The organism is Aestuariivirga sp. (assembly GCF_041738905.1).
Taxonomy (GTDB): Bacteria; Pseudomonadota; Alphaproteobacteria; order Rhizobiales; family Aestuariivirgaceae; genus Aestuariivirga.
Genome location: NZ_JBGSOZ010000006.1, coordinates 1 through 19,719, shown reverse-complemented (window position 1 = coordinate 19,719; position 19,719 = coordinate 1). Strand labels below are relative to the sequence as shown.

The window sequence follows — 19,719 nt, the reverse complement described above, 5'->3', positions numbered from 1 at the left end:
CTCGCGCCGCTCGCGGCGAGAACGGCGGCGGTCTTCGGGGGCGGGCTGTTGCACGGTTTCGCCGACCACTGCTGTCTGGTCCGTCAAGGGTAGCGGTTCCGCTGCCTCGACGGCTTTCAACTTCTTGCGCTCCTCGACGAGCTGGCGGCGGCGTTCGCGGCGCTCTGCGCGGGTTTCAGGATCGTCACCTTCGCCTGTGAGACGGGCGTCATCGGCGTCGCCGTCGCCACCACGGCGATTGCGGCGCTTGCGGTTTTCCTTCGGTTCATCCTCGCCATAGAAAGCGGCGGCCTCGTTGATGTCGTCGAAGTAGGTCAACTCTCCGTTCTGGATCACGATACCCGCCTGGCACAGTTCCAGAAGTTCGCCGGTGCTGTGGGACGTCATGAGGAATTTCGAGGTCGTGAGACGCTCCTGCACAAGCGCCTTGGCGATCTTGCGGAAATCACGGTCGCCGCCGGCGGAGATTTCGTCGAACAGATAGTAGTCGAAATGCATCGACATGTTGATGGCGAAGGAGACGCGCTGCCGCATGCCGGCAGAATAGGTGGAGACCGGCATGTCGAAATAGTCCCCGATATCGGCAAGTTCGCGGACATACTCCGTCATGTCGTTGATCTCGTCGCGGCTCATGCCATAGATGCGGCCGGCAAAGCGCGCGTTCTCGGTACCGTTCAGCGAGCCCTGGAGACCGGGCGTGAGGCCCATCGGCGGCGATATCTTGCCGCTGCGAAGGATCGTTCCGGAACTCGGGATGTCGGCCCCGGCTACGAGCCTGAGGAATGTCGACTTGCCCGCGCCGTTCGGGCCGATGATGCCGACGCTCTTGTCGAGCGGCAGATCGAGGGTCACGTCGCTGAAGACATAGTGCCGGCCGAAATCCGTCATGTAGTACTTGCTGACGCCGATGAGTCTGATCACTGTTCAAGCATCCTGTGCCGGTTGGCATAGTAGCTGATGAATCCCATGAACAGGCATGAGGCGGCGAAAATCCCGAAATACTCGAACGACGCAGCGGGGAACGGCTTGATGCCGATGGTATAGAAGCGCAGCAGTTCCATGGCATGTGCCAGCGGATTGTAGGCCAGGACAATCTGGGCCTCTGCCGGCAATTCGGAGGCCGGGTGCATGACGGCGGACACAAACATCAACCCCCGGGAAAATGCGCTGATGGCTTTCGACAGGAGCGGGAACAGGATGCCGTAGACGCCCATGAACAGGCTGAGGCCAAGGCCCGCGCCGACCAGTGTCATGAAGATGCCCATGGCCTGAATGAAATGGGAAATGTCGATTGCGAGATCGAGAAACCACCAGATCAGGAACAGGAGCAGCCCGCCGCCGAGAATGGTCAGCACGACCTCGATGAGAAAGCGCGCTAGCACCGCATCGAAAGGCTTCACATTCGGAAAGGCGAAAAACGCACGGTTTGTCCTGATGGTTCGCGGAATTGTGGCCAACGACCTTCTGATGACCGCGAAGGGCGTCATGCTGACCGCAAGGAACAGGATGACATGAACGCCCTGGATCTCCTGACGCTTCAGCAGATACCAGAACAAGGCAACCGCGGCCACGGTGATCGCGGGTTCGAGCATCACGCCCACGAGCGAGAGCAGGCCGAAGCCATCCTGTCCTGAGCGTGACTTCAATTCGCGGAAGATGAGCGCGAAGATCACATTGCCCTGGCGCCTTGAACCTTCGCGGACCTCATAGATGAAGCGCGCCAGTCCGCGCGTGGGAACCTGTTCGCTAAGGGACATCGGCCGGACCTTTCATCGCTCGCCAGAGCCGCCTCGCCATGATCACGCCCCTGCCCGCAGCCGTTCCGAGCGGCGCCCAGCCGCCACGCCCCGATGTGCGGGCCGACGCGATGCGGTCGAGGACCACTTCGGGAGGACAGGCGAGACCGCTGACCGGATCCCAATAGCGCGGATACTGAACAAGGGCGACAGCCGTGAGTTCGTCAAGAGTCCTGTTGCGTCCGCGGCGCGGCGCTTCGGCGTGGTCCCGCGTGAGGCCCCAGCCCGCATAGAACGGGCGGCCGTGAACCGTGACACGGATGCCGCGGAGCAGGGCCTCGAACCCCGCAAGCGAGGAGTAGGTTTCAACAGACGTTGCAAGTGGGAGGAGATATTCCAGAGATTCATGGCGGGCGACAAGATCCGCAAGTGACGATTGATGCTGGCTGTCCAGCGCCCCCGCCCGTCCCAGATGCTCAACATCCGGGTGTGGCTTAAATATGACAAATGCCCCGGGATGCGCCGCCCGCACCCGTTCAAGAAGAACGCCGTTGATGTTGGATGCGCCGGCAAACCCCGGCGGGCGGCCGATGAGGACAGCCCAGTCGTCGGCGACCTGGCCCGGCACCAGCACCACAGGCCGGTCCGCCGGCACCTGAACGGGCGGGCTGCCATGGCGTGCCACGTTGTATTTGGTGATGCGATCCGCAACGATCCTGTTCCGCAATGCGCGGGCCCTGTCCAGGGTCTCCGCTGACAGCTCCGCGTCCGACAGCATGGCCTCGATGTCCGAGGGGCGTGTCGCATCGTAGTAGAGGCCTGTCGTGTCGAACACAAGCGAGAGCGGCTGGGTAAAGGCAGCTCCCAACCCGACCGAACGCAGGAAGCCGTCTTCGATGGCGATGCAGGAGAAACCCTCCCGCCGGAGCGGCTCGCGCAGCTTCACGGCCTCGATGCCCCAGGCGGCGATGACAGCACCCTGTGCCCGGGCCTGGCGTTTGGCCGAGGCGAGGCTGCGCGTAAAGCGGGGCGGGCCGCAGGGACCGTCGAGCATCGCCGCCACGGCCTTCTGCTTCCAGCGCGCGATGCGGTAGCCGATGATGGGCCTGCCGTTCGAGAGATAGGATTGGCGGAGGAAGGCCAGTTGCTCGATTGCGGTTTCCGGTTGAACGGGCACGCGGCGCCAGCAATCGAAGTAGCGGCAATATCTCAGATAGACCGCTGCGGCGAGCTCCTCGCGGCTTCTCCTCCGGGTACGCCGCGAACAGGGGAGCCGATCGGCGGTGAGGCCCCAGCCGGCATAGAACGGAATTCCAAAGCAGGTGACGTCGCAGCCTGCGAGCAAGGCCTCGAAGCCGAACTGGCTGGACACCGTATAGACGCGCGGGCGGAGATCGAAGAGGCACCAGGGAGAGACCGGATCACTCAGGACCGGCACGCCCATCCGGTGCGCGGCCTGCATGAGATATCCCTGTTTGGTGCCCGCCACCGTCTCGGGATGAAGCCGGGCCACGACACGGGCACCCGGGTTTTCCGCAATCGCCGCCAGCAACATGCGATCGAAGGTCGAAGCATCGGCGAGCGCGCCCGAGACCGAGGCATCGCCCAGTGTCTGGTCGACCACCAGGACGATCGGCTGGCCCGGCTCGGCATCCAGGCCCGAAAGGTTCTCGGTGCCGTTGTTGTACTTGGACAGGCGATGACGCGCGATCAAGGCGAGGAGGCCTTGTGCGCGGGACAGCTCCTCATCACTGAAATCGGCGGTCTCAAGCAGCGTTTCGAGATCGCTTGGTCCGGTTGCATCGTAATAAATTCCGCTCCGGTCCATCACCATGGATGCAGGTGGCTGCCGGGACCCGGGCCTCAGAGACCGCAGAAAGCCATCCTCGAAGGCAATATAGGGAAGGCCTGCCCGGCGGGCGGCCGCCCGCGCCCTGTTTGCCGTGGGCTTGTGGCCCCAGCCGGCAACCGCCTCGGCTCGCCTGGTGCCGCGCACGCAGAACGCTGGTTCCAGTCCCGACAGCATCCCGATTTCCGCCGTCATGCCGGTCATGCCCCACGAGAAATAGGCGATGCGGCCCGTCATCCTGAAGCGGCGGGGAAGCGGAGCCGCACCGGTGTCACGAGGCGTGTTTCGCCTCCGTGGCAGGCCTAGCCACGGTTTCGAAGGCCTTCACATCGGGCGTGCCCTCGGCCAGAGCCTTCACCAGCGCGGGCATCAGGATTCTGCGGGCTTCCTCGGTATAGAAACCGCCGTTGAACTGGCAGGTCTGGCGCATCAGGCTGACCAGCTTGTCATAATCCGCCCGGTTCTTGCAGGGCCGCATCCTGAAGAAATCAGCGAGGCGCATGCGCGAGACGATCTGCGGATGATTGAACACGGCCTTGCCGAGGACAAGGGTGGGAATGCCGCGCAACAGCGCCTGATGGCAGGCGGTGGAATTGATGGCAGTGGCCGAGATCGAGCGTTCCAGCAAGGGAACCAGCTTGCCGGTCTCGACGAAGAAGACGCGGCCTTCGAGGCCATGGCGTTCGGTTTCTTCCCGGATCACGCGGTTCAGATTGATAACGCCGCTGTCGAGCGGATGATTCTTGAAGACCAGAAGCGAGTCCTGTGCGCCGCTCGCCGCGAACTCGGCAATGCAGTGTTCGACGAAATGGCGCGTCGAGCGGAAGCCCGAATGCACCTTGAGCTGCGAATCGCCATTGAGCTGGAGAAGCACGAGGTGGACCGGCTTGTGCAGGCTCCCGATGGCCTTCAGGGCGCGCTCGGTGCGGCTGCGCCGGAACGGCCAGGTCAGCAGGCGCTGCAGCCAGAGTGTCGCCTCGCCAACGATATCGAGTTCACGGTGCGTCTCGTAGCGCGGAAAGACTGGCACAAGCATGAAGGTCCAGAAGTAATAGCTGAAACCCGCCAGACAGTAGCGCAGGTTGCTGGCATGGAGCTTCTGCTCCGCCGTCGCAACCGGTTGCTGCGGCACAAGATCGAGATCGACGGAGGTCAAAGCCGAGAAGCCGTTCACGCCATCCGGCTCGCAGGTCACCCAGTTGGGACGGAGGTATCCTTCCTCGAGGACGTGGACTCTGATGCCCAGAGGCTTCAGGGCCTGGATCGCAGCCCGGTGATAGGGCCTGCAATCACCGTAGCAGATCACGTCGGTCACGGATTCGGCGCGTGCCAGGTTCGTCACCCAGGACGGCCAGTCGGCCAGAGAGCGCGTGTAGGCAAACGAGCGCTGCCGCAGGGCCCCCAGGAAATCGCCGCCATTGATGGCGACCCGGGTGCAGCGGTGTCCACTGGCCTTGAGGGACTTGTAAAGGGCGCGGCCGAATTGTCCGCAAGGCATCTGGAGCAGCAGGAAATGCCTTTTTTCAAAGGTTTCCCCTGCACGGGACCGATGCGCCTCAAAATTCATCAATGTCTCCGTACTCGCCTCGCGGCCAGCCCCACCGAGCGGACTCATACCCTTCCGGAAGCTTCATTGCAAGCGCACTACGCAGGTGCAGCATAACCGGCGATCCGGTTGAAAGGCCGGACGCGCACCGTTAGGCTATCGGCGAAGCCGGTTGGCGGCACGGGGACGCAACATGATCGATCTACTGTTGAAGGGCGCAACGCTTCCCGACGGCCGTCAGGGCATGGACATCGCCTGCTCCGGCGGGCGAATAGCCGAGGTGGCGTCCGGAATTACGGGCGAGGCCGCCCAAGTCGTCGAGGCCAAGGGCTATCTCGTGTCGCCCCCCTTCATCGACGCCCATTTTCACATGGACGCCACGCTGTCGCTGGGGATGCCACGGCTGAACAATTCAGGCACGCTGCTCGAAGGCATTGCGGTGTGGGGTGAACTGAAGCCGCTCCTCACCCACGAGGCGGTGATCGAGCGCGCGCTCCGCTATTGCGACCTTGCGGTCTCGCAGGGGCTGCTCGCCATACGCACCCATGTCGACGTGTGCGACGACAGGCTGCTCTGCGTCGAGGCGCTGCTCGAGGTGCGCAAGACGGTCGCGCCCTATATAGACCTGCAGATCGTGGCCTTCCCGCAGGACGGGTTCTACCGCTCGCCCACCGCGCGGGCGAACCTGCTCCGCGCGCTTGACATGGGCGTCGACGTGGTGGGCGGCATCCCGCATGGCGAACGCACCATGGCGGATGGCGCGGCGAGCCTGAAGGAACTCTGCGAGATCGCCGCGGCGCGGGGCCTGCTCGTCGACATCCATTGCGACGAGTCGGATGACCCGTGGTCGCGGCATGTCGAGGCCCTCGCGTATGAAACGCAACGGCTGGGGCTGCAGGGCCGCGTCGTCGGCTCGCATCTCACCTCGATGCACTCGATGGACAACTACTATGCCTCGAAGTTGATCGGGCTGATCGCGGAATCGGGCATGCATGCAACGCCCAACCCCCTCATCAACATCACGCTGCAGGGCCGCCACGACACCTACCCCAAGCGCCGCGGCATGACGCGCGTGCCGGAGTTGCGGTCGGCGGGCGTCAACGTGTCCTTCGGCCATGATTGCGTGATGGACCCGTGGTACCCGCTGGGGCAGGGCGACATGCTGGAAGCCGCCTCGATGGGGCTTCACGTGGGGTTGATGACCAGCCCCGAGGCGATGCGCTGGGCCTTCGACGCCGTGACGGTGAACCCGGCCCGGGCCCTTCATCTTGAGGGTTACGGGCTGGAGAAGGGCTGCAACGCCGACTTCGTGCTGCTGCAGGCGAAGAACCCGGTCGAGGCCATCCGCCTGAAGGCCAACCGGCTGAAGGTGGTGCGGCGCGGCGAGGTGATCGCCGAGACCCCGGAGCGGGTTGCGGCGCTGCGGCTTCCGGGCCGTCCGGAGGCCGTCAATGGCGCCGACTACGCGCCCGCCGCAACCTCGCAGAAGACGCGCCCATGACGGTTCTGGCGGGCACCCGACGGGGACTTCAATCCTCGTCCTCGATAGGATCGCCGAGGAAAGCCGACCGCCACCTGTTGCGCATGACGATGTTCGACGGCGCGCCCGTGAAGTAGCGGTTGAGCATGCTTTCGTAGAAGGCGGCGAAACGGACCTGATAGTCCTTCAGGCGCTCCTTGGGCAGGGTCGCCGGAGCGCGTTCAAGTTCCACCATGAACCTTCCATGCTGCTGGGCGATGTTGAGCCAGACGACGTCGACCTTGCTTTCATGGGCGAGGAAGGCGCCGCCCGTCGCCATCGAGGCGTCGCAGCCGATGACCTGTATCGGTGCGCGGATGTCGCCCACCGGTCCATCGGCGGCGAGGATGACGGAGGTTCCGGACGTCAGGGCCCTGAGGCAGCTGAACAAGGCCGTGCGGCCGTCGTCCTTCGCCCAGACATAGGGCGGCTTGTCGAGCTGCCGGCGAAACGGAATGGAGTTCTTCAGATAGGTCCTGAAGAGATGGTTGCGTGCCGCGGTGAAGCCGGCGTGAGCGATGACGTAGAGCCTTGCCCTGCCGTCCTCCGTGAGGCGCGCCATCATTTCTTCCGTAGATGGATGAAATAGCTCCGCCATGTCGTGTGCCGGGAATGCCTCGTCATCGGTCAGGGCTTCGAGGGCCGCGGCGAAACGGAAGCCTTCCATCCAGTCCGCAATCGTCAGGTCCTGGTGCCGGCAGTATGGGAAGAGCCTGTCGACGAGCCGGTACTCGATGTGCATGGCGCTGGCCTTCCTCTGCACCCGGTCCATGAACGGGGCCGGCGCTACCGCAATGCTCTCCGGTTCCGGGGGTGCGGCCGCTTCGGGTCTTGCCGCAATTCGCAGGGCGTCAAGAAATCCTTCGCGCCTGGCAAAGTCCTCGACCTGCGCGGCCGGCTTGCCGGTCAGCATCTCCTGGTCCGCGGCTTCGAGAAGGAGTTCCTTCAACAGTGGCACCTGGCCGTGCTCGCGGACCAGTTCCTCCACCGCAGCGAAGTGGCGTCCCATATATGCCGGGCTGGTGCAGACCCTGGTCAGGACTTGCCGCATCATCTCAGGTTCACCGGCGGCAAGGGTCAGACTCAGCCGTCGAGTCAAGGGATGGAGATCGTCGCGGAATGGCGCGGCGTGTGTCGTCGATTCTTTCACCAGCGGCCTCCTCATCAATGAGAATGATGCTTGCTGGGCAGAGAGGGCAAGATGTTTCTACCCTTGCTTGCGGGATTTTATTTGATTTCCCCGGAATATCAAGAAATCAGCCGTCAAGATGGACGCGGCGACGCATTGGCCTTCATCTGGACGCTTGCGGTTTTTCAGGTATGGTCTCGTGATGGGGACGGCAAGTGCCGAACACGCTGCCGGCCCGCCAGAGCTGATTCATGCAATGCGCATGGCGTGATGTTGTGAGTGAATAATTTCCGCGGGGTGAGAAACCTATCGTTTCGTTCATGGAGTCAGGCGCCAGGCCGATCACATCTTCAGCAGGCCGGGCATCCGCGGAACCCCGCACCAGCCAAGGATCAAAGTTATTCTTGCATGTTCCCGATGAGCAGGGGATATGGCCGAGATTCCGGAAAGGTACCGATTGAATGCCCAACCCATATAGTGACTTGCCTCAAAGAAATTTCTGGCGAACCGCCGTGAGTGACAAGACGGTGTTCAGCCTGGACAAGCTCTACATCAAGAAGTTTCCCATCGAGCCTTCACACAGGATCGGGTCCGCTGGAAGCTGTTTCGCCCAGCATGTGAGCGCCAACCTGAAAAAGCGCGGATACCATGTTGTCGACGTGGAGCCGGCACCCGACTTCATGTCCCGTGAGGAGGCGCGGGAACATGGCTATGGCATCTATTCGGCGAGATATGGGAATATATACAGTGTCCGCCAACTCCTTCAGCTGATCAACGATGCAAAGAGCGGCACCATCCGTGACGATGATTTCATCGAACACAAGGGACGGTTCATCGATCTGCTGAGGCCGAATACACAGCCCGGCGGATATGACAGCCTGGAGGAGGCAAGGTTCAGCAGGGCAGAGCACCTGGAGAAGGTCAAGGAACTGTTTTCCGGCATTGACCTCTTCGTGTTCACGCTGGGATTGACCGAGGCATGGGTCAATTCGCACACCGGCACGGTCTACCCTGTTTGCCCGGATACCCTGACCGACACCACAAGCGGCAAGTACCGGTTTCACAACTTCGACTATTCCGAGATACTGGATGACCTGAAGGCTGTGAGGGAAACGCTGAAGGCCTTCACGCCCGACCTGCGTTTCGTGTTCACCGTGTCGCCCGTGCCGCTGACGGCCACAGCGTCGAATCATCATGTCCTCGTTTCGACGACCTACTCGAAATCGGTCCTGCGGGCGGTCTGCGGAGCCATGGAAGGCGGGTTTGATGACGTCGACTATTTTCCCAGCTACGAAGTCATCACCTCGTCCTTGTCACGGGGGATCTTCTATGAATCGAATCTCAGGAACGTGAACCAGGTGGGCGTGAATACCGCGATGGCGATCTTCTTTTCGGAACATGCCAGCGAAGCCGGAACTCAAGACCCAAGGCAAGGACGTGGTGACGGAGCCGCATCGGAAGACGCAAATGACGACGTCGTGTGTGAGGAAATTCTCTTGGACGCATTCTCCCGATGACAAAGCTGTGCATCATTGGAAATTCACATGTCGCAGCCATGCGGCTCGCCATGCAAGACGCCTTGAGCGCATACCCCTCCCTGGATGTCGAAGTGTATGGCGCTCACGCGAACAATCTGGTCACCGCCCAGGTCAATGAGAGCCAGGAACTGACGTTTGACAAGCCGCTCTGGGTTTTTGCAGCAGGAGAAGACGCCAGAAGAGCCCGCTCAATTCCACTGCGGGGGTTTGACGGCTACGTCATTTTCGGTTGTGATTTCGGCCCGAGCTGCATTTTCCAGACCTACAAGCGTTACTATTTTTCGGGCCTGAAGGGAAAGCGCCGGCAAGCCATTACCCGCCAGCAATTCATGCAGGCGGCAAGCAAGCTTGCTGCGGATTCGGCCGCGCTGATCCTGGCAAGGTTCATTCGCGAAGCTGGCGGCAATGTCCTGCTCGTGCCGACGCCGCTTCCTGCGGAAAAGGGGCTTCACGACACCGAAAAGGCAAAGATGGAGCCTTTCCGCGCGGCACAGGAGGCAGGAGACGGCGGCACCCTCATGCAATTGTATGACGAACTCTGCTCACAACAGGAGCAGAGCGGTTTCAAGGTCATCCAGCAGCCGCAGGAAACCAAGGCATCCGACATCACGTCGCTCCAGGTCTATTCGGACAATTCCTCGCGGCTCCGGCCGGGAGAGGACGAAATCCATCCCGCGAATGATTATTTCCACATGAATTCACTCTACGGGTCACTCATCTGGAAACAGATTGCCAGTCTTGTGTCTTCCAGCCCATCGCGCTGACGGGGAGCGGGCTGCCGACCATTCTAATTTGAGTTGAAGTTGCTTCTCCCGATTCAGGAGGCCGACAGCCTGTCTGTGTAGTTTCCCGGCAAATTGATCTTGCGGAGGAACGATGGCGGAGGCAACGGCGCGCGAGCAGCTCATTCTCGAACTGATGAACCGGGCCCGCATGGACCCCGCAGGCGAGGCCACCCGCTTCGGCATCAGCCTCAACAAGGATCTCGCGGCAGGCACCATTTCCAACGCACCGAAGCAGGTGCTGGCGATGAATACCGAGTTGAACGGCGCGGCTGACGCGCACAGCAGCTGGATGCTGTCGGCCGACAGGTTCTCACACACGGGACTTGACGGTTCCGACCCTGGAGCGCGCATGAGGGATGCGGGCTATGTCTTCGCGGGCAGCTGGTCGTGGGGCGAGAACATCGCATGGTCCGGCACGACGGGAACCCTCAACGCGAACGCCGCAGCCATGCAGCATCACCAGAACCTGTTTCTCAGCGCCGGCCATCGCACGAACATTCTCAACGGCTACTTCCGCGAAGCGGGCGTCGGCAGCCTCGATGGCAAGTTCACCTCGGGCAGCAACACCTACAACGCGCTGATGACCACCCAGAACTTCGCCACATCCGGCAATGACCGCTTCGTCACCGGTGTTGCCTATGACGATTCCGACAACAACGATTTCTATTCGATCGGCGAAGCGCGCGGCGGTGTCGCGGTCGACATCATTGCGGATGGTGCCGTCGCTGCGTCGGCGGTTTCGGGAACGGCGGGCGGCTATGCGGCGGCCTTCACGAGCAGCGCCAAGGCGCCGATCGCCGTCGATGTCAGGTTCAGGGGTGGCGGGCTTGACGCGCCCGTGGGTGCGTCCGTCACGCTCGAAGGCTCCAATGTCAAGCTGGACCTGGCCGATGGCCACACCATCCTGAGCAACGTGACAGCGGCGCTGATCTATCGGGCGATCGGCCTGCAACTCATCGGCATCGGGGATGTGGACGGAACCGGCAATGGCTTCGGCAACGTGCTCGGTGGCAATGCCGGCGGCAACCGGCTGGCGGGGCTCGCCGGGAGCGACAGCCTCTCCGGTTTCGGCGGCGTCGACATCCTGCTGGGCGGTGGCGGCAATGACCGGATCGCAGGCGGCCTGGGCGGTGACCGCCTCACCGGCAATGCCGGTAGCGACGTCTTTGTCTTCGCATCGGCTTCCGACATCACCGGCGACCTGATCACCGACTTCGCACCCGGCATCGACCGGATCGATCTTTCGGGCATCGATGCCGTGGCGGGGGGCCGCGACACGGCCTTCGCGTTCGGCGGTGCCGGTTTCGCCGGAGCCGGCAGCCTGCGTGTGATGGAGAGCGGACAGCGGACCCTCGTCCAGGGGGATTTCGATGGCAACGGCATCGCCGACTTCACGCTGGCCCTCGCGGGCATCAAGACGCTGACCGCAGACGACTTCATCCTCTGACGGCGGGTCCCGGCTTCAGCCCCTCGACGAGCAGGGTGACGAGGGTCCGTTCCGCATCGGCCATGAGGCTCGCGGGCGTGCCAACGACCGCGCTCACCTGCGCGTCGAAGTCCGCGTAGTGCTGCGTCGTGGCCCAGATCGCGAAGACCAGGTGGTGCGGATCGACCGGGTTCAGCCGGCCTGCAGCGATCCAGCCCGCGATGATCGAGGCCTTCTCGTCCACCAGTTCCTTGAGCGGGCCCTTCAGGAAGGCCCCGATGGCGGGGGCGCCATGGAGGATTTCGTTGGCGAAGAGACGCGAGGCCTTCGGGTTGTCGCGCGACATGCGGATCTTGGCGCGGATGTAGCGCGAGACCTCCTCGATGGGATCGCCTGCGGGATCGAGTTCGCGGAGCGGTTCAAGCCAGTCGTGAAGCGTATGCTCCAGCACCGCCACGTAGATATCTTCCTTGCGGCGGAAGTAGTAGAGCAGGTTGGGCTTGGAGAGGCCACAGCTCTTGGCGATCTGGTCGACCGTCGAGCCGCGGAAGCCATAGGTGGAAAAGATCTCCAGCGCCGCCTTGAGGATCAGTTCCTCGTTCAGGGCCTGGATTCGCGTCTTGCGCGGGGCGGTGCCGGAGGGTGTCATGGATGCAATCTCTTAATTCTTGATCAGATGGTCAAGAGCGGTTAGCGTCTGCGCAAACAAGAAGACATCAGGGGAGGATCGAGTTGGCGGCGCCAGTCATTTCGGCACGCGAGCTGAGCCTTGTGTTCCAGACGGCCGACGCGCCGGTCCATGCGCTCTCGAAGGTGAACCTCGAGGTGGCGGACGGCGATTTCGTGTCCTTTATCGGGCCTTCGGGCTGCGGCAAGACCACCCTTCTGCGGGTGATTGCGGATCTCGAACAGGCCACATCCGGCAGCATTTCCGTCAATGGCATGACGCCAGCCGAGGCGCGGCATAATCGTGCCTATGGCTATGTCTTCCAGGCGCCCGCTCTTCTTCCGTGGCGCACTGTCGAACAGAACGTCGGGCTGCCGCTCGAAATCATGGGGCTCGACAGGCCGGCCGAGCGCATCGCGCGCAATCTCGAACTGGTCAACCTGAAGGGCTTCGAGAAGAAGTTTCCGTGGCAGCTCTCGGGCGGCATGCAGCAGCGTGTCTCGATTGCCCGGGCACTGGCCTTCGACCCGAAGCTGCTGCTGATGGACGAGCCCTTCGGCGCGCTCGACGAGATCGTGCGCGACAAGCTGAACCAGCAATTGCTGGAACTGTGGGACCGCACGAAAAAGACCGTTGTCTTCGTCACCCACTCCATTCCCGAGGCCGTGTTCCTGTCGTCCAAGATCGTGGTGATGAGCCCGAGGCCCGGCCGCATCATCGACGTGATCGAGACGAACTTCCCGAGGGCGCGTTCGCTCGACATCCGCGAAACACCGGAGTTCCTGGCGGTGGCGCATCGGGTGCGGGAGGGGCTCAAGGCGGGGCATTCCTATGAGGACTAGAGGGAAGAGCCCTCATCCGCCTGTCGGCACCTTCTCCCATGGCGTTGCCACGAGAGAAGGCCCATCGGCGCTTGCGCCTTGGCCCGTGCTGTCAGGCATAGGAGAAGGTGGCCAAAGGCCGGATGAGGGCTCTTCCCATGGCTGAGGCTGTTGCAGCTCTGCCGAAGCCTTCAACTGCCGCCGATGGTCATTTCGTCCCTGTGCTGACGATCTGCATCGTTATCCTGATTGCATGGTACATCGCGGCGATCCCGATGAACTGGGTGGTCACGTCGCCCAAGATCGAGGCGGCGGGCGGCGGATGGCGCAATGTGCTGGCGTTCTCGTGGAACGAGACGCGGCCCGTGATCCCCGCGCCCCACCAGATTGTCATCGAACTCTGGAACAGCGTCTTCATGGTCAAGCCATGGATGCCGAAGTCACTTGTCTATCACGGCTGGGTGACGCTCTCCTCGACGCTTGTCGGCTTCGTGCTCGGCTCCCTGCTGGGCATCGGGCTTGCCATCGCCATCGTGCATTCGACGATCCTGTCGAAGAGCCTGATGCCGTGGATCATCGCGTCCCAGGCGATCCCCATTCTTGCCATTGCCCCCATGGTCATCGTGGTGCTGGGTTCGCTCGGCTTCACCGGCCTTGTGCCAAAGTCGATGATCTCGATGTATCTGTGTTTCTTCCCCGTCACCATCGGCATGGTGAAGGGCCTGACATCGCCCGATCCGATGCAGCTTGACCTGATGCGGACCTATAATTCCTCGACAAACCAGGTGCTGTGGAAGCTGCGCTTTCCGTCCTCGGTGCCGTTCCTGTTCACGTCCCTGAAGGTGGCGGTGGCGATTGCCTTGACCGGCGCCATCGTGGGCGAGTTGCCGACGGGGGCTGTCGCCGGCATCGGCGCGCGGCTGCTGCAGGGCTCGTATTACGGGCAGACCGTGCAGATCTGGGCGGCGCTGTTCATGGGGTCCTTCATCGCGGCGGGGCTTGTGTGGCTCACAGGGATTGCCGAGCGCATCACGCTGAAGCGCATGGGGGCCCGGCCGTGAAGAAGTGGCAGGCCTCGGACATTCTCTATCCCGCGCTCTTCGGCATCGCTATCCTCATTTTCTGGCAGGCGGTGGTGAGGGGGTTCAACGTGCCCGCCGTGCTGCTGCCGGCGCCTTCCGATATCTGGGCGAAGTTCATCACTTCCATCCCCACACTCTGGGTCGATTTCGTGCAGACGGTGCTGCGCGCGGTCATTCCGGGCTGGATCATCGGATCGCTCTCGGGCTTCCTCGTCGCCATCCTGTGCGACCGCATTCCCTTCCTCCGGCGCGGGCTTCTGCCGCTCGGCAACCTGGTGGCGGCACTTCCAATCGTCGGCGTGGCCCCCATCCTCGTCATGTGGTTCGGCTTCAACTGGGAGTCGAAGGCGGCGATGGTCGTCGTGATGACCTTCTTCCCCATGCTGGTGAACGCGGTTGCGGGCCTCCAGGCCTCGGGCCATCTCGAGCGCGACCTGATGCGGAGCTACGGGTCGTCGTGGTGGCAGACGCTGGTGAAGCTGAGGCTTCCCGCCGCCATGCCCTTCATCTTCAACGCCCTCAAGATCAACTCCACCCTTGCCATGATCGGCGCCATCGTTGCCGAATTCTTCGGCACGCCCATCGTCGGCATGGGCTTTCGCATTTCCACGGAAGTTGGCAGACTGGGGCTCGACATGGTCTGGGCCGAGATCGCGGTGGCTGCCATCACGGGTTCGGCTTTCTATGGTCTCCTGGTGTTTCTCGAACGCCGGGTGACCTTCTGGCATCCGTCCTACGCCAAGTAGGGTGGCACTTTCGGCAAATGAAAAAGAGGAGACAGGGAAGATGAAGACATTTCTGATGGCCGCAGCAGCAGCGGGCGCTCTGCTGATGAGCGGCTCGGCGGCGATGGCCGAAGCGGTCAAGCTGCAGCTCAAGTGGGTGACGCAGGCACAGTTCGCCGGCTATTACGTCGCCGCTGCCAAGGGCTTCTACACGGACGCGGGCCTCGACGTCACGATCATGCCGGGCGGTCCCGACATCAACCCGCAGCAGGTGCTGGCGGGCGGCGGTGCCGACGTTGTCGTCGACTGGATGCCGTCGGCTCTCGCCACCCGCGAGAAGGGTTCGGCCGTCGTCAACATCGCGCAGCCTTTCGCCAAGTCGGGCATGATGCTCACCTGCCGCAAGGAAACCGGCATCACCAAGCCGGAAGACTTCAAGGGCAAGACGCTGGGCGTCTGGTTCTACGGCAACGAATATCCGTTCCTGTCGTGGATGAGCACGCTCGGCATTCCGACGACGGGCGGCGCTGACGGAGTCAACGTCATCAAGCAGGGCTTCAACGTCGATCCGCTGATCCAGAAGCAGGCCGACTGCATCTCGACCATGACCTACAACGAGTACTGGCAGGTGATCGACGCCGGCATCAAGGCTGAGGACCTGGTCGTCTTCAAGTATCAGGACCAGGGCGTGGCGACGCTGGAAGACGGCCTCTATGTCGCGGAAGACAAGCTGAAGGACCCGGCCTTCGTCGACACCATGGCGAAGTTCGTCAAGGCCTCGATGAAGGGCTGGGACTATGCCCGCGCCAACAACGACGAGGCGGCCCAGATCGTCCTCGACAATGACGCGACGGGTGCCCAGACCATCGAGCACCAGAAGCGCATGATGAGCGAGATCTCGAAGCTCACCGAAGGCTCCGACGGCACGCTCGACGTGGCCGCCGCCGAGAAGACGGTGGAGACGCTGATGAAGGGCGGTTCGGACCCGGTCATCACCAAGAAGCCGGAAGGCGCGTGGTCGAGCGTCGTCACGGATAAAGCGAAGAGCATGTAAGCAAGCGGGAACACCCTTGATGGCGCAGGCTGCGTGTCAAGGGTGTTCCACCTTTCCTCGGGAGGCTTCTAGAAGACCTTCTGCTACGTCTTCGACAGGGTGAAGCCGTGGCCCCTGCGTTTTAGGCAGGTGATGCAATCGCACTTCGGGCTTTCTGCCATAATCGAATCAGGCGCAAGAAATGTTGCCGGAGGGTGTCTTGAAACGGGCCTCTTCGGCGAGCGCAGATGCAGCAAAGCGCAGCGAGCGCGATTGCCGCTATTGCCGGGGTTTGGGGCACCATCTGAGCTGAGCCAGGCGAAGGCGTGGTCCGCGAACCCGATGCCCCGGTCAAAGTGGCGAACGCCATCTGGAAGGGCCTGACGAAGCCGAAGCCGGTGCAGAGGCTGGGTGTGACGCCTTGAGTTCAAAGGCGGTGACCGTGTTGGTAACTGGATCACCGGGTCAAGCCCGGCCATGGAGCGCGGGAGGGATTGGCAGGCAGGCATGTTCCGTGACAGAGTTGCGCTAACACGGAGGCATAGTCATGGACCGCATCAACACCAAGGACATCAAGGCCTGGAACGCCGAGTACATGTTCCATCCCTTCGCCGACCCCAATGCGATCGCGAAGGACAAGCCGCTGATCATCGAGGAGGGGCGGGGGGCACTCGTTTTCGACATCGACGGCAAGGAATATATCGACGGTCAGGGCGGCTTGTGGAACGTCAATGCGGGGCATGGGCGCAAGGAAATCATCGAGGCGATTACGGCGCAGCTGAACAAGCTGCAGTATTACTCGCTGTTCGGCGGCACCACGCATGGGCCGGCCATCGAACTCTCGAAGCTGCTCGTTGACCTCACCGCGCAGGAGGGGATGACGCAGGCCTTCTTCTCGACCGGCGGATCGGAAGCCGTCGAGTCGGCGATGAAGCTGGCGCGGCAATACTGGAAGCTGGCGGGGAAGCCCGAACGCACCAAGTTCATTTCGCTGCATCGCGCCTATCACGGCGTGGCCTTCGGTGGCCTGTCAGCCAATGGCACTCCCGCCTTCCGGCAGGCGTTCGAGCCGCTGATGCCGGGGTTCTTCCGCACCGAGACGCCCTATGTCTATCGCAACCCCTTTACCGATGACCCGGCTGAACTGGCACATATCTGCGCCACGCTGCTCGACCGGCTGATCGAGGACCAGAGCCCCAATACGGTCGCCGCCTTCATCGCGGAGCCGATCCAGGGCGCGGGCGGGCTGATCGTGCCGCCAGCCGAATTCTGGCCGCTGGTCCGCAAGGTCTGTGACAAGCACGGCATCCTCCTGATTGCTGACGAGGTGGTGACGGGCTTCGGCCGCACCGGCTCGATGTTCGGGTCAAGGCTGTGGGGCGTTGCGCCCGACATCATGGTCTTCGCCAAGGGCATCAACTCGGGCTACGTGCCGCTGGGCGCCACCATGTTCAACGCGCGGATCGAGCAGGCCTTCCGCAAGGCGGAGAATGCCTGGTTCATGCACGGCAACACTTACCTCGCGCATCCGCTGGCCTGCGCCGCGGCACTCGCCAATCTCGATATCGTGGTGAAGGAGGACCTCGCCGCCAATGCCGCATCGGTGGGTGGCTATTTCCTCGACCGCCTGAACGCCATGCAGCAGCGCCAGCCGCATGTGGGCGACGTGCGCGGCAAGGGCCTTATGATCGGCGTGGAACTGGTGGCCGACAAGAAGACCAAGGCGGCGTTCACGTCCGACGACCAGTTCGGCGCAAAGGTCTCGAAGCGCTGCCGCGACCACGGCGTTCTGGTGCGCAATATCTATGACACGTTCATCATCTCGCCGCCGCTGATCCTCACCCGGGCGCAGGTGGACCGCATGGTGGACGTGATGGACGAGGCGCTCACCTTCCAGACCAGGGCCTATGCCAAGGGCTGAAGATTGGGAAGAGGCGGCAACCCCGGCGGGTGACAAGTGCGCGGGCTGATGGCAGTGTCTCAACTTCGATTCGGGACAGCGGAGCGGATGATGCGGCGGATAATCTTGGCGATGGCGGCGGTGGCGATGATGGCGGCTCCCGCCGTGGCGGCCAGTTGCGGCAAGACGGGTGCGGGCTTCGAAGCCTGGAAGGATGACTTTGCTTCGGTGGCAAAGGCGAATGGCGTGGGCTCGCGCGGGCTCTCGGCGCTGGCCAAGACCAGCTACGCGACCGCCACCATCAAGGCCGACCGCAGCCAGCACTCCTTCAAGCTGTCGCTCGAGCAGTTCATGCAGAAGCGCGGCGCTGCCACCATCATCTCGCGCGGCAAGAAGATGAAGGCTTCCAATGCCGCGCTCTTTGCCAAGATCCAGAAGAAATATGGCGTGGCCCCTGGTCCGCTCATCGCCATCTGGGGCATGGAAACGGCGTTCGGTGCCTACATGGGCAACCAGAACACTGTTTCGGCGGTGGCGACGCTCGCCTATGACTGCCGGCGGCCGGAGTTCTTCACCGAGCAGCTCATCTCGGCCTTGAAGCTTGTCGACAAGGGCGTGCTCTCGTCGTCATCCAAGGGCGCCATGCATGGCGAGGTGGGGCAGACGCAGTTCCTGCCCAAGAACGTGTTCCTCTATGGCGCCGATGGCGATGGCGGCGGCATCAACCTCAACAACAAGGCGGATGCGCTGGCCTCCACCGCACGCTTCCTGAAGGGCCATGGTTTTCCGAGGAGCGGCCCCTATAGCGGCGGCGATTTTGCCGGCTGGAACGCGGCATCCGTCTACCAGAAGGCGCTCGCCATCATGGCCAACAAGATCGACGGTCACTAGGGATGGCGCGGCGGACCGAGCAGCAGCACCCGTTCTACAAGCCGCTGTGGCGGCGCGTGGTCATCGTGGCCGTCATCGTGTTCTGGGTGGGCTTCGAATTCTATACGGGCCAGCGCGGAATATGGCTGGCGCTGGCCGTCGGCATGCTGGTTTATGCGGTCTACACCTTCTTTCTGACATGGCCCAAGGACGAGCCAACGGATGACGCGGGCCCCAAGGCCTGATAGCGTCCGCTCATATCGACTTTGGGAGATTGTCACATGGAATACCGCTCGCTTGGCCGCTCGGGCCTGAAGGTGTCGCTGTTCTCGCTCGGCACGATGAATTTCGCCGCCGAGGGGTTCTTCGGCAAGATCGGCAGCCTTTCGATGAAGGATTCAGCGCGCCTCGTCGACATCGCCGTCGACCAGGGCGTCAACCTGCTCGACACGTCGAATGCCTATACGACCGGCAAGTCGGAAGAGGCGGTGGGCGAGATCCTGAAGGACCGCTCGAACCAGATCCTGGTCGGCACCAAGGTGCGCTTCGCCATGGGGCAAGGCCCCAACGAGCAGGGCCTGTCGCGCTTCCACATCGTCGAGCAGGCGGAAGCGAGCCTGAAGCGGCTGAAGCGCGACCGCATCGACATCTATTACCTGCATGAGTGGGACGGTCTGACGCCGGTCGAGGAAATGATGGAGGCGCTCGACACGCTGGTGCGCCAGGGCAAGATCCGATACGCCGCCTGCTCGAATTTCTCCGGCTGGCACATCATGAAATGCCTGATGGCGGCCGAGCGCCACAACTTCCAGCGCTTCGTGGCCCAGCAGATCCACTATACGATCGAGGCGCGGGGCGCTGAAAATGAACTGCTCCCGATTGCCCTCGACCAGGGCGTGGGCGTTCAGGTGTGGAGCCCCATCGCGGGCGGGCTGCTGTCGGGGAAGTTCACGCGCAATTCCTCGCCTGAGGACGTGTCGCGCCACACGTCGGGCTGGACCGAACCGCCGATCCGCGACAAGGAGCGGCTGTGGACCATCGTCGACGCGCTGGTGAAGATCGGCAAGGCGCGTGGCGTCTCGGCGGCGCTGGT

Annotated in this window: 18 protein-coding genes; 12 read left to right on the top strand and 6 right to left on the bottom strand. The window is 62.8% G+C overall.

Translation table 11 applies throughout. From position 1 onward, the window contains the following. From ACEW8Q_RS00605 to ACEW8Q_RS00590, 4 genes are all read right to left on the bottom strand, one after another. Nucleotides 1-921 (bottom strand): ABC transporter ATP-binding protein (locus tag ACEW8Q_RS00605; protein WP_373502109.1); only part of this gene is annotated, 921 nt, incomplete at its 3' end. After that, the gene (locus ACEW8Q_RS00600) at nt 918-1,757 is read right to left on the bottom strand and encodes an ABC transporter permease (protein ID WP_373502108.1); all 840 of its coding nucleotides are present in this window, start codon (nt 1,755-1,757) and stop codon (nt 918-920) included. The genes ACEW8Q_RS00600 and ACEW8Q_RS00605, both read right to left, overlap by 4 nt. Then, nucleotides 1,747-3,822, bottom strand: coding sequence for a capsular polysaccharide biosynthesis protein (locus tag ACEW8Q_RS00595; protein ID WP_373502107.1), 2,076 nt, complete (start codon nt 3,820-3,822; stop codon nt 1,747-1,749). The genes ACEW8Q_RS00600 and ACEW8Q_RS00595 overlap by 11 nt, the downstream gene beginning before the upstream one ends. 34 nt (nt 3,823-3,856) lie before the next feature. Next, the gene (locus tag ACEW8Q_RS00590; RefSeq protein ID WP_373502106.1) at nt 3,857-5,152 is read right to left on the bottom strand and encodes a hypothetical protein; all 1,296 of its coding nucleotides are present in this window, start codon (nt 5,150-5,152) and stop codon (nt 3,857-3,859) included. Nucleotides 5,153-5,324: 172 nt separating this feature from the next. On the opposite strand from ACEW8Q_RS00590, the gene ACEW8Q_RS00585 reads away from it, so the two are divergent. Beyond that, complete coding sequence (locus ACEW8Q_RS00585; protein ID WP_373502105.1) at nt 5,325-6,632, top strand: amidohydrolase family protein; 1,308 nt, start codon at nt 5,325-5,327, stop codon at nt 6,630-6,632. Between the two features lie 28 nt (nt 6,633-6,660). On the opposite strand, the gene ACEW8Q_RS00580 is transcribed toward ACEW8Q_RS00585, so the two are convergent. Then, on the bottom strand, nt 6,661-7,800 hold the full coding sequence (locus ACEW8Q_RS00580; protein WP_373502104.1) for a hypothetical protein: 1,140 nt from the start codon (nt 7,798-7,800) through the stop codon (nt 6,661-6,663). Between the two features lie 491 nt (nt 7,801-8,291). Here ACEW8Q_RS00580 and ACEW8Q_RS00575 point away from each other — a divergent pair, with 491 nt between their 5' ends. The 3 genes from ACEW8Q_RS00575 (at nt 8,292) to ACEW8Q_RS00565 (ending at nt 11,549) form a co-directional block, all read left to right on the top strand. Continuing rightward, the gene (locus tag ACEW8Q_RS00575) at nt 8,292-9,296 is read left to right on the top strand and encodes a GSCFA domain-containing protein (protein WP_373502103.1); all 1,005 of its coding nucleotides are present in this window, start codon (nt 8,292-8,294) and stop codon (nt 9,294-9,296) included. Then, on the top strand, nt 9,293-10,081 hold the full coding sequence (locus ACEW8Q_RS00570; protein WP_373502102.1) for a hypothetical protein: 789 nt from the start codon (nt 9,293-9,295) through the stop codon (nt 10,079-10,081). Before ACEW8Q_RS00575 ends, ACEW8Q_RS00570 begins: the two co-directional genes overlap by 4 nt. 112 nt (nt 10,082-10,193) lie before the next feature. Then, entirely contained in the window at nt 10,194-11,549 is a 1,356-nt protein-coding gene (locus ACEW8Q_RS00565; RefSeq protein ID WP_373502101.1) for a M10 family metallopeptidase C-terminal domain-containing protein, read from the top strand. Here the strand turns inward: ACEW8Q_RS00565 and ACEW8Q_RS00560 are convergent. Then, nucleotides 11,539-12,177 (bottom strand): TetR family transcriptional regulator C-terminal domain-containing protein, encoded by a 639-nt coding sequence (locus ACEW8Q_RS00560; protein ID WP_373502100.1) that lies wholly within the window; start codon nt 12,175-12,177, stop codon nt 11,539-11,541. The genes ACEW8Q_RS00565 and ACEW8Q_RS00560 overlap by 11 nt on opposite strands. 77 nt (nt 12,178-12,254) lie before the next feature. Between ACEW8Q_RS00560 and ACEW8Q_RS00555 the strand changes: the two genes are divergently transcribed. The 8 genes from ACEW8Q_RS00555 to ACEW8Q_RS00520 all read left to right on the top strand — a co-directional run. Beyond that, a complete protein-coding gene (locus ACEW8Q_RS00555) occupies nt 12,255-13,037 on the top strand; it encodes an ABC transporter ATP-binding protein (protein WP_373502111.1) in 783 nt (260 codons plus the stop codon). Between the two features lie 137 nt (nt 13,038-13,174). After that, nucleotides 13,175-14,077 carry an ABC transporter permease gene (locus ACEW8Q_RS00550; RefSeq protein WP_373502099.1) on the top strand — a complete coding sequence of 301 codons (903 nt, stop codon included), beginning with the start codon at nt 13,175-13,177 and terminating at the stop codon, nt 14,075-14,077. Then, nucleotides 13,975-14,844, top strand: a complete 870-nt coding sequence (locus ACEW8Q_RS00545) for an ABC transporter permease (RefSeq protein WP_373502110.1) — start codon at nt 13,975-13,977, stop codon at nt 14,842-14,844. Before ACEW8Q_RS00550 ends, ACEW8Q_RS00545 begins: the two co-directional genes overlap by 103 nt. A gap of 40 nt (nt 14,845-14,884) precedes the next feature. Continuing rightward, nucleotides 14,885-15,877 carry an ABC transporter substrate-binding protein gene (locus tag ACEW8Q_RS00540; RefSeq protein ID WP_373502098.1) on the top strand — a complete coding sequence of 331 codons (993 nt, stop codon included), beginning with the start codon at nt 14,885-14,887 and terminating at the stop codon, nt 15,875-15,877. A gap of 526 nt (nt 15,878-16,403) precedes the next feature. After that, entirely contained in the window at nt 16,404-17,777 is a 1,374-nt protein-coding gene (locus tag ACEW8Q_RS00535; RefSeq protein ID WP_373502097.1) for an aminotransferase class III-fold pyridoxal phosphate-dependent enzyme, read from the top strand. Between the two features lie 87 nt (nt 17,778-17,864). Continuing rightward, the gene (locus ACEW8Q_RS00530) at nt 17,865-18,647 is read left to right on the top strand and encodes a lytic transglycosylase domain-containing protein (RefSeq protein WP_373502096.1); all 783 of its coding nucleotides are present in this window, start codon (nt 17,865-17,867) and stop codon (nt 18,645-18,647) included. A 2-nt stretch (nt 18,648-18,649) separates the two neighbouring features. Then, on the top strand, nt 18,650-18,871 hold the full coding sequence (locus ACEW8Q_RS00525; protein WP_373502095.1) for a DUF3329 domain-containing protein: 222 nt from the start codon (nt 18,650-18,652) through the stop codon (nt 18,869-18,871). Between the two features lie 36 nt (nt 18,872-18,907). Beyond that, nucleotides 18,908-19,719, top strand: an 812-nt coding sequence (locus ACEW8Q_RS00520; protein ID WP_373502094.1) for an aldo/keto reductase, incomplete at its 3' end; no start/stop codon positions are given.